This is a genomic window from Candidatus Saccharibacteria bacterium oral taxon 955 (assembly GCA_010202265.1).
GTDB lineage: Bacteria > Patescibacteriota > Saccharimonadia > Saccharimonadales > Saccharimonadaceae > Saccharimonas.
This window is the reverse complement of record CP047918.1, coordinates 704,097-718,737: the sequence shown is the minus strand read 5'-3', so window position 1 is coordinate 718,737 and position 14,641 is coordinate 704,097. Positions and strand designations below refer to the sequence as shown.

General features: G+C 45.5%; 9 protein-coding genes, 4 tRNA genes and 1 pseudogene. 5 read left to right on the top strand and 9 right to left on the bottom strand.

What is annotated here, in order from left to right:
• Positions 1-38: 38 nt before the first annotated feature.
• The gene (locus tag GWK75_03845) at positions 39-767 is read right to left on the bottom strand and encodes a glutamine amidotransferase (protein QHU91544.1); all 729 of its coding nucleotides are present in this window, start codon (positions 765-767) and stop codon (positions 39-41) included.
• A complete protein-coding gene (locus tag GWK75_03840; GenBank protein ID QHU91543.1) occupies positions 764-2,038 on the bottom strand; it encodes a DUF1727 domain-containing protein in 1,275 nt (424 codons plus the stop codon). The genes GWK75_03845 and GWK75_03840 overlap by 4 nt, the downstream gene beginning before the upstream one ends.
• 75 nt (positions 2,039-2,113) lie before the next feature.
• On the opposite strand from GWK75_03840, the gene GWK75_03835 reads away from it, so the two are divergent.
• Entirely contained in the window at positions 2,114-2,497 is a 384-nt protein-coding gene (locus GWK75_03835; protein QHU91542.1) for a hypothetical protein, read from the top strand.
• The gene (locus GWK75_03830) at positions 2,485-4,914 is read left to right on the top strand and encodes an AAA domain-containing protein (GenBank protein ID QHU91541.1); all 2,430 of its coding nucleotides are present in this window, start codon (positions 2,485-2,487) and stop codon (positions 4,912-4,914) included. The genes GWK75_03835 and GWK75_03830 overlap by 13 nt, the downstream gene beginning before the upstream one ends.
• A gap of 223 nt (positions 4,915-5,137) precedes the next feature.
• Here the strand turns inward: GWK75_03830 and GWK75_03825 are convergent.
• A tRNA-Arg gene (locus tag GWK75_03825) sits at positions 5,138-5,214 on the bottom strand.
• 37 nt (positions 5,215-5,251) lie between these two features.
• A tRNA-Arg gene (locus tag GWK75_03820) sits at positions 5,252-5,328 on the bottom strand.
• Between the two features lie 57 nt (positions 5,329-5,385).
• Between GWK75_03820 and GWK75_03815 the strand changes: the two genes are divergently transcribed.
• A complete protein-coding gene (locus tag GWK75_03815; GenBank protein QHU91540.1) occupies positions 5,386-6,300 on the top strand; it encodes a hypothetical protein in 915 nt (304 codons plus the stop codon).
• A gap of 33 nt (positions 6,301-6,333) precedes the next feature.
• Here GWK75_03815 and GWK75_03810 read toward each other — a convergent pair whose 3' ends face one another.
• Positions 6,334-10,155, bottom strand: coding sequence for a GNAT family N-acetyltransferase (locus tag GWK75_03810; GenBank protein ID QHU91539.1), 3,822 nt, complete (start codon positions 10,153-10,155; stop codon positions 6,334-6,336).
• Positions 10,156-10,323: 168 nt separating this feature from the next.
• Positions 10,324-10,398: transfer RNA gene (locus tag GWK75_03805), tRNA-Gly, on the bottom strand.
• A 99-nt stretch (positions 10,399-10,497) separates the two neighbouring features.
• On the opposite strand from GWK75_03805, the gene GWK75_03800 reads away from it, so the two are divergent.
• Positions 10,498-10,977, top strand: a complete 480-nt coding sequence (locus tag GWK75_03800; GenBank protein QHU91538.1) for a hypothetical protein — start codon at positions 10,498-10,500, stop codon at positions 10,975-10,977.
• Between the two features lie 51 nt (positions 10,978-11,028).
• Here GWK75_03800 and GWK75_03795 read toward each other — a convergent pair.
• A tRNA-His gene (locus GWK75_03795) sits at positions 11,029-11,105 on the bottom strand.
• Positions 11,106-11,205: 100 nt separating this feature from the next.
• Positions 11,206-12,729 (bottom strand): UDP-N-acetylglucosamine 1-carboxyvinyltransferase, encoded by a 1,524-nt coding sequence (locus GWK75_03790; protein QHU91537.1) that lies wholly within the window; start codon positions 12,727-12,729, stop codon positions 11,206-11,208.
• A gap of 132 nt (positions 12,730-12,861) precedes the next feature.
• On the opposite strand from GWK75_03790, the pseudogene GWK75_03785 reads away from it, so the two are divergent.
• Positions 12,862-14,129 (top strand): annotated as a pseudogene (locus GWK75_03785) (aminotransferase class I/II-fold pyridoxal phosphate-dependent enzyme).
• Positions 14,130-14,196: 67 nt separating this feature from the next.
• Here GWK75_03785 and GWK75_03780 read toward each other — a convergent pair.
• Positions 14,197-14,613, bottom strand: a complete 417-nt coding sequence (locus tag GWK75_03780) for a prepilin-type N-terminal cleavage/methylation domain-containing protein (protein ID QHU91536.1) — start codon at positions 14,611-14,613, stop codon at positions 14,197-14,199.
• Between the last annotated feature and the right edge of the window lie 28 nt (positions 14,614-14,641).

Sequence of the window (14,641 nt, the reverse complement as noted above, 5' to 3'; positions counted from 1 at the left end):
CATACCAGGTTTAGGTCTTGGAATAGTATTTAAACTGGCTAACGTGGGCGTTTTGATGCGATACTGCGAGCTTGGTCCACGTACTGGTCTTTTAATGGTTCGAGAGAGGCTTCGCCGTATTTACGATTTATTGCTTGCGCGAGTATCCAGTCGGCAATGCGCGGATTTTTTGGCAAGAGCGGACCATGTAAGTACGTGCCGATCACGTTATGATAACGAGCGCCTTCGTTGCTGTCGGTGTTGTTATTACCTACACCTTTGACCACTTCTCCGAGCGATACCAAATTAGGATCAAGAGTTGTCAGTCCAGAATGATTTTCGTAGCCAATAATTTCGCCAAACTCTGAGCTATTGAGGATGATGTTGCCAACGATCCGTTTATCGTCGCCAACTGTTTCTAGGTCAAAAATCCCGGCGCCAGGCACGACATTGCCGTCTTTGGTGGTAAAAGAGCGTCCGAATAACTGATATAGTCCGCAGATAACTAACATTGGCGTACCGTTATCGGCAAGTTTTTTGAGCTTAGGGGAGATTCGTTGTAGGTCGTCACGGATGCGAAGCTGCCCAGAGTCTTGTCCGCCACCGCCAATTACTATATCCACGTTATTCGGGAAAGCGTCGCCCACATTATGCTCGGTTAAATTGACATCAAAACCTCGCCACTCTAGGCGTTTTTTGAGTGTCAGTACGTTGCCCCAGTCGCCGTAAATATTCATGTCACGTGGATAGAGTTGTAAAATAGTGATAGATTTTGATGGTTTTTTCATCGGACCTCCTCCACTTCAGTGTAGCGAGAAAGTAATTTTCGGAGGGCAAGCATAGCAGTGTAGGTGCAGTAGATTCGTTTTGGGATGTTGGGATGTTGGTCGATAAGCCGCTTTAAGGCGGTTGCTATATCTGTATCAACAAGATCGATGGAGACTTCGTCATACTCTAGCCTAATTGCCATGTCATAAGCGCGGACGCCAGATACAGCAAAAACCCCTGATTTTTGTAAACTTTCAAAATCGACATCCCAGAGCCAGCTCATATCGCGACCATCGGCATAGGCGTCGTTTATGGCTATCATGGTGGCGTGTCCTGTTGGATTAAACGAGGCGAGGGCTAGGCGGAAGCCGGCTGGATTTTTGACTAGAACTAACTCTAACGGCTGGCCACCTACAATCAGTTGTTCACCACGCCCAAAGGCTGGTTTAATGTTTGATAGGCTTTTTAGCATGATATCTACATTGAGACGCTTACCTAAAATTGCTCGTACTAGTGCGATAGCACCAGTAGCATTTTGTAGGTTGTATATACCGCGCAGGTTTATATCTATAGAGTATTTTTTGTCGGCAAAGGCTATTGTGGCGTTTTGGTTATCAAACTCTTCAAGGCTCGTGTCATCTTTGTAAAAATTAGTCCCAACGTGGGTGCTGCTATGCAATGAATCGTCCGACGGAAAGGTTTTTAAGTATTTTGGATTGATGCCAAAACTGCGTTGCGATACCTTAATATTTTTTATGAAATTGGGGTGACTCAGGCGCGGATCGTCGCGATTCAGCACGACACACTCAGTGGTATTTTTTGCGATCGTTAGGAGCATATTGGCGGTGTTGTCAATCTCACCAAAACGATCAAGTTGATCGCGCATAACATTGAGGAGTAGGCTGTATCGAGGTTTAACGGCGCGGACAAAATGAACAGCATGTGCTTCGTCAAGTTCGAGCACGGCAATATCGGCGCTGAGTCTGCCTCGATAGTTGATAGCTCCCAGTAGCGCTGCTGCAACACCTCGCGTGAAATTACTTCCCGTACGGTTTGTAAAAACGCGTAGTCCTTGGCTTTCGAGGAGCTCAACAACCATTTTGGTTGTCGTGGTCTTGCCATTTGTGCCACTAATAACAACGACGCCATACGGCAAAGACGCAAGAGTCCGTGATATAAAATTCTTGTCAATTTTTTCGACAAAGAGTCCAGGCAGGGCTGATCCTCCGCCACGTGCCTGGGCGATGGCGCGCACAGTCTTGCCGGTGATTGTAGTAAATGTTTGTCGCATTACGGTATATTATACGTCTGAATGTCGGGATCGGGAAACTTTTTTTTGTCATATATCTGAGGTACAATATAAGTTATGTTTATCGTGGGCATGCTTTCTTGGTGGTATAGTGCTGGCTGGAAACGGTGCCTTTTGAATGTCGTCGATAATCTCGCGGGGCTATATGATTATTTTTCGTTTGAGCTGTTAATCAAAACACTGTTTTCGCCATTTCGACAGATTTCAGCGGGTCGCGTTAGGGGTTCGCTTGAAGTTCAGTTTCGAGCATGGCTTGATAGACTAATTTCTCGGTTAATAGGTGCATTTATTCGGCTAATTGTAATTATCGTTGGTACGCTGACGTTGGTCGTGGCATCGGTGATTGGTCTAGTACGTATTGTTCTATGGCCAATTGTACCGTGGCTTCCGATAGTTGGGCTGGCTGTTGCACTGACGGGGTGGGTGCCGTGGAAGATTTAAAATTTGAGTACTACAGTCGACGATCAATTGCCGCGCGGTTTGGCGTACATATTAGCGATGTTGCCGTCTCGATGATGAAGTGGTCGACGTGGTTACTGATCTTGCTTGGTGCTGTTATTGTGTTTGTTGCTGGATGGTCAATGGGATGGGCGGTTATGGGCGTAGCAGTTATTCCGTTTATGATTAGCCAATATGTTGCTCATTATGTTCGAGATCTGCCTCCGAAAATGACTGTAGCAGTAACTGATCGAATTGAAGGATCTGTTCTCGGACATCTTCCTGCTAGGCCAACGCCCGCTGATGTCGCATCAGCAGTTGGTAGAGTGTCGAGTGGACAATTTATGGGCGCAAGACTTGGCATCAGTCCATCACTACTGTCAACGATGGCGAGTACGGATGCAAATGCGACACCAGCATTATGGCGAACGGCTGAAGATATACGTATTGCTAATAATATGTCAGAGATAACTGGAGCGGTTCTAGCTGTCGCAATTGTTCGGTCTTTTCCTCAGTACGAGTCAGTGATTGCCCAAATTCACCTCGATGATAGTGACTTAGATAAGGGGATTATTTGGCAACAGCACCTTATCCAGCTAATAAAGGCTTATAAAAAACCGCGCAGAACTGGTGGGGTGGGTCGCGACTGGTCATTTGGGTGGATCCCGACCCTCCAGCGGTTTGGTCAAAATATTAGCGAGCAGATAGGCGCTGGATCTGGTCTGTTGACGGTTGGTGTTGCCTCGCATGTACAGGCAATTGATCAGCTGGTTGATACGTTTGGGTCGGGCGGACGACAAAATGCCTTGTTAGTTGGGCGACCTGGCGTCGGTAAGACGACGATTATTCACGCTTTTGCTGAGAAACTACTTGATGCGTCAGCCAAAGTGCCAGATAATCTCAAGTTTCGTCAGGTATTCTTGCTTGATTCGTCAGCGTTAATTTCGGCTGCACCAGGTCGTGGTGAGTTGGAGAATCTAATTACGCAAGTGCTAAATGAGGCGTATCGAGCAAAAAATATCATTGTTTGTCTAGATAATGCCCAGTTATTTTTTGAGGAGGGCGTGGGTTCGGTCGACCTCTCTAATGTCCTCCAGCCGATTCTTGAGGCTGGTAATTTGCGTATGATTCTCGCGATGGATGAGCAGCGATTTCTAGAAATTGGTCAGCGTAATCCTACTCTACTTAGTTCAATCAACCGAATCAATATTCCAGAAACAGACCGAGACGAAACTATAACAGTACTTCAGGAGCAACTTATTGTAACTGAAGTCCAGCGTCACGTCACTTATATGCTTCAGGCGATCAAAGAGGCATATCGATTGAGCGAGCGATATGTCCACGATCTGGCTCAGCCAGGAAAGGCGCTAAAGTTGCTCGAGTCGTCTGCTGGCTACAGTGAATCTGGACTCGTAACCATAAATTCAGTGCAACAAGCTATCGAGAAAACATTAGATGTAAAAATCAGTGTTGCGAGCGACACCGAGGATCGTGAGAGACTGCTGAATATGGAAGAGCTGATTCATAAGCGAATGGTGAACCAAACTCGCGCTGTCAGCGTGGTGAGCGACGCTTTACGCAGAGCTAGGGCGGGTGTGAGAAACGAGAATCGACCGATAGGAACCTTTTTGTTCCTGGGTCCGACTGGTGTTGGCAAGACGGAGTTATCCAAGGCCCTGGCTGATGTCTATTTCGGGGGTGAGGGCAGGATGATTCGGATTGACTTAAACGAGTATGTTCGTGCTGAGGATGTCACGAGGCTTATTGCAGATGGCGCTGAGGATCCGACAAGCCTGACTGCCCAGGTGATGAAACAGCCGTTTAGTGTTGTTTTGCTCGATGAGATAGAAAAAGCAGCTCCCGAAGTGCTCGCTACCCTTCTTCAGCTTCTTGATGAGGGTATTCTGAGAGATATTAGAAATCGCGAAGTTAGCTTTCGTGATGCGATTGTGATCGCAACAAGTAATGCTGGAGCTGATAGAATTCGCGAATACATTGAGCGAGGATATGAGGTTCAGCAATTTGAGCATCAGTTTGTCGACGAACTGATTAACTCAGGTCAGTTTCGTCCTGAGTTTTTGAACCGTTTTGATGAAATAGTCGTATTTAGACCGTTTACAAAAGATGAGTTGATCCAGGTGTGTGATCTAATCCTTGCGGGTGTTAATAAAACTCTCGAACCACAGAAGGTGTCGGTTATCGTCGAGGATGAGGCAAAGCTGATACTTGTTGACCAGGGCTACGACCCGCGACTTGGCGCTCGTCCGATGCGGCGTGTCATTCAAAAGGCGGTAGAGAATACAGTCGCAAAACAAATGCTGAGTGGTACGGTGAATCCTGGTGATATGATTACAATTACCGCCGAACAGGTGAGGGCCGTGTTTGATGGCGAGTCGCCACGCGAAATTAGCGCTCAGTAACGATATGATATACTGATATAGAATCAAAAAGGAGTAAGATAATGGCAAAACACCGATCATGGCACGGCGCAGATATCAAGCGCGCACGTAAAAAGAAGCTCAAAGCAGAGAAGAAAAAGAAGCAAATTCTCTAGCTAGAAAAATCGAAACAGCCCATCAAATTTGTTGGGCTGATTTTTGTAACTTTGATACAAAAACAACGAGATATACTCGTCATTTTAACTGGTACCCCGCACAGGAGTCGAACCTGCAACCTTTGGTACCGGAAACCAATGCTCTATCCAGTTGAGCTAACGGGGCATAGTAGAAGGGCATGGCCCACCATTTCTTTATAAAATGGTACCCCGAGCTGGGTTCGAACCAGCGACCTTAGGCTTAGAAGTCCTCTGCTCTATCCAGCTGAGCTATCGGGGCGCACAATTGTATTATATCAAAATATCCTAGAGTCGGTCTGGTATAATACTATGTATCATGGTTATGTTTTATGGAATTGCACGCGACGGTACCATTCATAATATAGAAGAGCCGATGGGTAGCATGACGCTTGCCTATGACACAAACCTCGACCGTGCGAATGCCGAGATGTTAGCAGATAAGCTTAATCTACCGCTGCATATCATAACGGATGTTTTTGACGCAAATGAATTACCCCGCATAGAAGTTCGCGATGGTGTAAGGTATGTTTTTCTGCGTCATCCTGAGTATGTTCGGGGCAAAATTCGCTCACAGCCAGTTTTGTTGGTGGTGGGCAAGAAGCTTTTTGCTAGTCTGATGGCGCGTGGTACGCTTGTCGATGAGTTAAAAGAGCCTAAAGCTAGTGGCGAACGCGTATCACCAGAGTCGCTGTTGGTGCAGAGTGCGATGGCGATCGTGAAACAATATGAGAATTATATCGATAAAGTTGGTAGTCATATCGGCCACATTGAGCAACGCATGAGGAGTCACGAAGCGACCAACGATGATTTCTTTGATTTCGTGACGATTGAGAGCAACCTAAATCGTGCCAAAATGAGTCTGACGGGTATTTCTGCGGTTGTTGAGCGATTGATTGAGCTCGAGACAGACGCTAACTTACGCGACACGCTTGACGACGTTCGTCTATTTACCCAGCAATTATTAGTCGAGATTGCAAGTCATGCTCAGGCAATTGCTAGTATCCAAAATACATTTAGCACGGTCTCTAACAACACACTAAACCAACGTATGAAGTGGCTAACTTTTTTGACATTACTGGTTGCACTACCAAACGTATTTTATGGAATGTATGGTATGAATATAAAATTGCCGTTCATGCATGAGGAGTGGGCTTATCTAGCGATTGTCGGCTTTACGGCGCTACTACTTTTGGTCGTTTCAATTGTCGCCAAAAGATTGAAGTTCTTTTAATCTAGCCCTCTGCTAGAGCTATATAGACTGTTGTTATATTTTTTCGATACTCACCAGATAAAGATTTTCTATATTTCCATCGCCGTCATCGAACTCATCAACTACGCCATGATCGACGAACTTATAGCCTCGACGATAAAGTATATGTTTGGCCCATTCGCTATTTTTTAGGGCGGAATAAGAAGTCGTCTCGCGGGCGTGCATTTCGATTTTGTCTACCCCTCGCTCACTAGTTCGTTTTAGTAGCTCATCAAACATTTTGGCCCCAATATGAAATCCTTGCGCCTCGGGCAAGATAGCCATATCGGCGGCATAAACTACCGGGTCATGGCGACCAGGTTCTGTCTCGGACTGATCAAGATAGGCCATACAGTAACCGATATAGTCTTTGGACGAGTCGGCCTGGCCAGCGACTAGAAAACTATATGTTTCCATGCTGTTCATTTTTAGCTCATCTTGGAGCATCTCTTTGTCGTCGTATTGACGAATATGCTCTGGATAGATCTGCTCCTCTAATTCTTTGATGATCGCAAAATCGTTAGGAGTTATCGATCGCGTAACTATATTAGGTAGGTGATTGGGGGTGTTTTCTATATTTTCTTGAGCTGGTATCCACTGTTTCCGTGACTCGGCAATCTCGTGTTGTGATAGATGCAGCAGTAATCTCTGGTCACTTGCGTCTGAATATATGTCGTAGCCCAAGTTATTAGGGATAGCGTTTGTTGCAGGTAGGCGGAGCACGCTAGATTTAACGGCATCGCCGTATCCAGTGCCTAAATTGACGGTATCGATATTCCATGTACGATCTGTCGCAAATCTCTCTAGTAGGTACTTAGATAGAGCTTGCTTGTATATTTCTACTATCTTGTTAGTGTCTCGACCCTGATTTGCCTCAATATTATCGAGTACAAGTACGTTAGGGTGTTCAGGGTTAACGTAAAAATATGACTGAGCGGCTAAACGCCCCTGTGGCGTGTATAGTGCAAAGAATCCAGCGTTTTTATGCTTATATCCCGATTCTATACAACTGGCAGAAGCGCCATCTAGTGTCATGCAGCACCCTGTATCGATACCAATCGTCATCCCCCTCGGGTCATCTTTAGCCAATACCTCTGCTTTGTATACACCAGAAGAAGTTTGCATTTCCATCACCTGTGCTGGCAATAATGCCTCTGTTGTACGTACTGATTTATATTCACTAATTGCACGGATAATTCTGTCGCTGTCATAACACCGTGATAGTTCCCATACCCAACCACTAAATTCTCCTGTAACTTCAGCAGCTGTCAAGTTGTGTGGCATGCTGCCTTGGCGCGTCATCTCACGCAACTGCAACCGTAGCGCATTATCATTTTGCCAGATCTCGATATCTCTTGCAGAATCATTAGCACCTTCTATTAGCGCCACCGCCCTGTCTCCCCATACTTTAGTCAAACGTGCACTTGGAGAGGTCACGTGCCGTAATAGCCAGGAAGTTGCATCATCTATATACCGCTTACGATTGTTGCCGTATTTACTTAACCGCTGGATAACTCCAGTAATATTTTCATCATCAGATAAAACAGAATTGTTAACATTTTCTATGGCTACAAGCAATTTTTCCCTAAGATCATCTTTGGAAATGCGATAAGTTGTCTCCTTGCCGCGGGCATTAATCAGCCACTCATTATAAAATGCATCAAGCCTATCAAAAGCATGGTCACGCACAGTGTTTATGTCTATATCACTATCTCGATAGACATCAGCCAATGTAAGATATAGCAGCTGGTGTTCAGGCGCAAAAAATATCTGTTGAATCTTTTGCGTCTTACGCGGAAGTAAAAGTCTGTCACGTAAATCCTGAGGTGCTTTCAGTATACCCGCCAAAAGGCCAGACTCTAAGCCAACATCATAGAATGTTGTTTTTTCTATATTGTGCAGCTGAATTTGTTCGCCACTTTGGATACGTGCTTTAAGTACAGGTATGTCGTAGCCTTCTTCGGGTATTTGGAACGTCTCGAGCCATTGAGATGCATCATGGATTGACCTCTCAAGACCCGACTCGAGCCTTGAGAGGATAATCTTACCTACCGACGTCTTAATCCAGCCACCATTTAGATATGCATAACCATTCTCTGTACACCATCGTTGCTTCTGAGCATCATTTCCACGAGCAGGAAAATCAATAGTCTTACGTGTATCAAGATGGCATAACCATCCATTCTCAATAATTTCACGAGCAGAATACCCCTGCTCCATGAGATCGATAACGTCACTAGAGTCATATGTCACTGCCACCTTACCTAAGCGAACTTCGTCTATTGGGTCAATCGCTAACCCAGTCTCCTTACTATATGCATGGAGAGCTCTCGTTTTATCAAGATTCTCCTTCGTAATACTACGACAAGCCTCTACAAGCTCTCGCGTTATCGCCTCACCTGGAAAACTATATTCTGCTACCGCATACGCAAAAGCCGTATCTTTACTAACTCCTCTATTGAGCGCCTTATGAGTGCGATTAATAAGTCCAAAGGGAGCGGTATTAATCCAATCAATCGGGGTTGCGTCATCATCTACTCCATCCTTAAAATGAAGATCTAGTGCCTTTTGTGCCAAGCTCATATGCTCGTTACGTTTTTGATCCAGCTTCTCCCTTTCCGTCTGGAAACGTGCTAAGACCTCATCATCAGTTAAGCTGTCGATGCTTGCAAGTTTTGCAGCGCCTTCCGTGATAATCCTATGCGCCACATCATTACCATATCGTCGATGCTGACGCTGTATATCATCATGTGCTTTCTTTAACAGATATTCTCTGGCAGGATCAACATGATCTGGTGTTACTGTATCTGCCAGCTTCTCAATCCTCCGCCACTCTACATCATAAGGGTTATCACCTGATTTTCCGATAAAACGCCCAATATTATGTAGATCAATACCTCTAATTTTCTGGCGCATGCCACGAAACTGCCTTTGCACCTGATCGCCCAGCCTGGCCCAAGCCATTTGTTCAGCGAAATGTGAACGATATGGCGATCTCTCGCTTCGATAAGGATCGTTATATTCAGTAGATTTGGCAATAATTCTTGCTAGCTCTAGGGTGGTAGTGTGTTCTATCGTGTCATCGGTATCATCTGGGTGCTTCCGTTCTTCTCTTTCTCTAATTTGTTCGTAGGTTTTTGCCAGTTCTGGAAAAGCGTTGCCGACCGTACCTGGTTTATGGCGAGGTTTGTCAGATGCTATCTCGCTATTTTTTTGAGGCAATTTTTTAGGAGGGAAAATATAAGAATAATAACCGCGTGTTTTAGGCAAATTTTCAATATTTTCATTCAGTTTTTTGTCATCGTCGCCTGGCTGTAGCCATCTACGCGCCCGTGATAACGCCTTCATCTCCGGGGTGTCAATCATACTAGCAAATACTACATCACGCCAAAGGCCAGTTATTATATCGTCTGGATTAGCTGATTTGCGACGCTCAATCGGTTCGTAATTATCATCATAGCTTTCGTACGGAATTCCATCAGTGATAAAGCTACTATATTTTTTGAGAGCTTCTGATAGGTAGCCTCTTTGTTTTGATGAGCCTGATTCTAGGATGGCGTTGATTGCGCTACGAGTAGAGCAAGACCCAAGCGCAGAGATGATTGCGCGTGTTTTTTGACCCTCACTCGTGAGAGCCTCCTCCAGCTCTGGACTATCTAAATAGGGCGGGTCGTATTCTTCTATATAGTCAAATACCTGACGGTATCCATCTATATACTTGTTAGGTGAGGTGTCTGCTAAGTCGCCAATTTGTAAAATACTTCGTCCTAGTCTAATATCCTTATCAAGTCCATGATCGATAAGTTCTTGTCTGAGGCTGATCTCAAATTTTGCCATTTTTGTATTTATTTTAAAAATCCTAGCATTATTGTAGCTATTTGGTAACGCTTTTTCAATACAGAGCAACAGTGAGCTTAGGATAGGGTAGACTGCTTGGTGTATGTTGTGGCGTAAAAATAAAAATAAAATAATCGTCCATCTGAACGATTATGGTTGACGCTAAACTGGTGCGGGTGCGGAGAATCGAACTCCGATCTCAAGTTTGGAAAACTTGCATACTAACCGCTGTACTACACCCGCAGATAGACTTATGTAATTTTATCATTTTGGCGACACAAAATAAAGTAGGCCTAACGCCTGCCGAGTGCTCGTTATTTTTTGTTTTGGTATAATGCTGGTATGGGGTTTTCGAGTTCACGCTTTACATATAACTCGGTGAATGGGCAGTTTCATTCGAGCGGCATGACAAAAGGGGACTCGGTGACGGGGTCGGAGCGAGTTCAGTCATTTGAACAGCGACGACAGATAGACAAAAATCGAAAAGTAATCGGTGCTTATAAGGATGCGGCAATCACTCGGACGTATCGAAACAATGCTCTTTCGCCGAACCGAGGTCGTTTGCCCTATGGTTTGGACAGCGATTCTGATGAGGAGGATAAGAAAAAGTTGCGACGAAGGCGCACTTCTATGATTAGTACAGACGATCAGCTGTCTCGCCAGCGTTTTACTAGTCGGATTGATGTCGCAAAGAGTACTCGTCAGGGTTTTAATTCTGGTCATTCAGTCCTCGAAGAGACACATTCTAAGCCGATAAGATTTGGGATTGAGAAGCCAAAATTTGGTGGGACACAATCTCATAACCATGGCTCTCATCGATAAGAGTTGAGTTTTGAATAAGTAAAAACCCTACGTTTTGTAGGGTTTTTGCTATGGGGCGAATGATGGGGGTCGAACCCACGGCCTCCGGAGCCACAATCCAGCGCTCTAACCAACTGAGCTACATCCGCCATGTTTAATTTTTTGCAGGTCTCTAGTTCGATATAACTACGCTACCAGATAAGTGCAAAAGTACTTGGTAATTATAGCAGAGGTGGCGTGATTTGTCGACTATTCCCAGGTGGTTTCTATCTCTGCGCCGAGTCTATTTAGGCGATTGGCGATATCTTCATAGCCGCGGTTGATGCTGTATACGTCACGCAGGACAGACTTACCGGGCGCTGCTATCATCGCCAGGAGTATAACGACGCTTGGTCGCAGAGCAGAGGGAGCGGTGATGTCTGCTGGGCGCCAACGGGTTGGTCCCGTTATGTAGACGCGGTGTGGGTCGACCATCTCGATTGTGGCGTTGAGCTTAGATAGCTCAGTAAAGTAGATAGCTCGGTTTTCATAGCTCCAGTCATGAATTAGAGTGCGACCCTCGGCAACGGTTGCACACAGACCAAGGAATGGTAAGTTGTCCATATTGATTCCAGGAAACGGTAGGGCATGGATCTTATCTTTTGGCGCATGGAGCTTGGACTTCTTGAGAGAAATATCGACCAATCGAGTTTTGCCATTTCGGGCTGGGTATTCATCGGTCATGTCATACCGAAGCCCCATACCAGCGAGTGTCGCCATCTCAAGTTCCATAAATTCTATTGGTACACGTTTCACCGTAATTTCGGATTCTGTTACCACGCCAGCTGCAACAAAACTCATTGCCTCTATCGGGTCCTCGCTCGGATAATATTCAATCGTCTTGTTGATCGACTTAAGTCCGTGAATTTTGAGCGTTGTTGTGCCTATACCTTCGATTTTAACGCCCAGTTTTTCGAGGAAGAAGCAAACATCTTGGACCATATAATTTGGGCTGGCGTTTCGGATCGTTACTTCGCCGTCATATAAAGCCGCTGCCATGATGACGTTTTCGGTAACAGTATCACCGCGCTCAGTCAGGACGATAGCTTTTTTTACCGGTTTGGCGGTGGTTTTTGCTTGATAGCGGTCAGCAGTAGCGACAACGTTGAGGCCAAATGGCGCTAGTCCGGTCATATGTGGCTCGACTGTTCGTGTGCCTAGGCTGCAGCCACCAGCAAACGGCAAGCTGAACTCTCTATATTGGTGAAGTAGAGGGCCAAGGAACATGATAACAGTGCGAGTTTTTTTGGCCGCTTCGATATCCATCTCGTCAAGTTTCAATTTCTTTGGCGGGAGAATCTCGAGGTCGTTGTTGTCGAGCCAACGACATTTAACGCCGATGCTTTCTAGAACTTCGACGATTCGATTTACTTCTTCGATACGTGCTACGCGTCTCAGGGTTGTTTTACCCTTATTTAAAAGAGAAGCACAAAGTAGCCCGACAGCAGCGTTTTTGCTGGTTTTTACTTCAATTTCACCGTGTAGTTTTTTGCCGCCATTGATTAGGAAATTAGTTTTTCCAGATTTGTTGATTCGGACGATTTCGCTCGACAATACTTCACTGATCCGTGCAATCATCTCTAGACTGATATTTTGACCACCTTTTTCAATACGATTGATGGCACTCTGACTAGTGCCTAGTGCGGTAGCTAGCTCAGCCTGGGTCATGCCTCGAGATTGACGTGTTTCTTGGATAAGATTTCCGATGTTTCGAAGGTATTTTGTCGTGCTCATGAGTACAGATTATACCTATCATGATATATTGTCAAATAATTTTTTATGATATAATGCCACTATGATCTAGCGACGACATATCCACCTGAAAAGTATTGAAAACCTTGATAATTACAAGAGGAGAAATTGGATATGAACGATACGATTGTCGCGCAACTTATAGCTGGTGAACAGCAACGACAGCTCGAGGGCTTAGAACTAATACCTAGTGAGAATTATGTCAGCCAAGATGTATTGACGGCGCTTGGGAGCGTGTTTACAAACAAGTATAGCGAAGGATATCCAGGCAGGCGTTACTATGGCGGACAAGAGTTTACCGACAAGATAGAGCAGCTGGCGATTGATCGAGCAAAAAAGCTCTTTCATGCTGACCATGCAAATGTTCAGCCTCATAGCGGGGCACCAGCTAATGAGGCGGTATATAGTGCATGGTGCGAGCCGGGTGATACGATTCTGGCGATGGATTTATCTCATGGCGGACATCTGACACATGGCTCGCCGGTAACTCGTAGTGCCAGGCTCTATAATTTCATCCGCTACAAGATGAAAGATAGTTCGACGGGTGAGATTGACTATGATGAGCTTCGTCAGCTGGCGCTAGAGCATAAGCCAAAGATTATCTTGGCTGGATTTAGCGCTTATCCTCGTGAGCTTGATTATGATAAGTTTGCTGAGATTGGTCGAGAGGTCGGTGCGTTGTTGATGGCTGACATGTCACACATCGCCGGCCTCATCGCAGGTGGTGTTGCCAAAAATCCTCTCGACCATGGATTCCATGTCATGACCACGACGACTCACAAGACCTTGCGTGGTCCACGAGGTGGTTTGATTTTGTCTATGGGGTGGTTGGTAATCCGCTCAAAAAACCAGAAAAGACTATCGAGAATATTCCAACTCTAATCGACCGCGCGGTATTTCCAGGTATGCAGGGTGGGCCACATATGCATGTGATTGCGGCAAAAGCGGTAGCTTTTGGCGAGGCATTGCGGCCTGAGTTTCGTGAATACGCTACGCAAATTGTCAAAAACGCCAAAGTGCTTGCTGAGGAGATGCAAAAACGTGGTTTCCTGCTGGTCACTGGTGGGACAAGCAATCATTTGATCTTGGCTGATGTCTACAAGAGCTTTGGTGTCGACGGCAAGGTGGTCGAGCGGGCTCTTGATAAAATTGGGCTGACGCTTAATGCCAATGCAGTGCCGGATGATCCACTGCCGATGTTTACACCAAGTGGCATCCGTCTCGGTACGCCAGCCCTGACGACACGCGGTTTGTCTGAAGGTCATATGGCGAAAATTGCTGAATGGATGAAGCAAGCCATAGACAATCGAGATGACGATACAGTGCTAAACTCGCTGCGTGCTGAGGTGCGAGACTTTTTGGCTGGCTTGTCTATATACTAGTTTTAAGCGAGATAAACTAAATACGCCCTGTTGGGCGTATTTAGTTTATGGATCGCTAGATTAGGCTTTAGCATTTTCCTAGCTCAAATTTTTCAGTTCCACCGGTCTTCCAGTAGGTGACAGTACCGCCAGTAGTACCTGAAGTACATGCTGCCCAGTGGACAGGCTTTTCTTTGGTGACTGCTGCGGTGTCAGAAACCTTATCTTCAACACCTTTATCAAGCTTTGATTCAGCCTCGGTGGCAAGATCCGTAACAAGATCAGATGCAGAGGTCGTAGTAGCTGGATACTTTGACTTGATGGTGTTGTATGCCTCAATTTTTGTGCGGAACTGGCTAGCTGTTTCTTTGGCAGCTGTGTCATTGGCACGGTTCTGGATACCGTTATAAGCGACGATAGTGATAGCTGCGAGGATCGCAATAACCACGATAACGATGAGAAGCTCAACGATCGTGAATCCGCTTGATTTGGTTTGTTTTGTCATATTAGAGATGCCCCCTAATTAAAGTTAA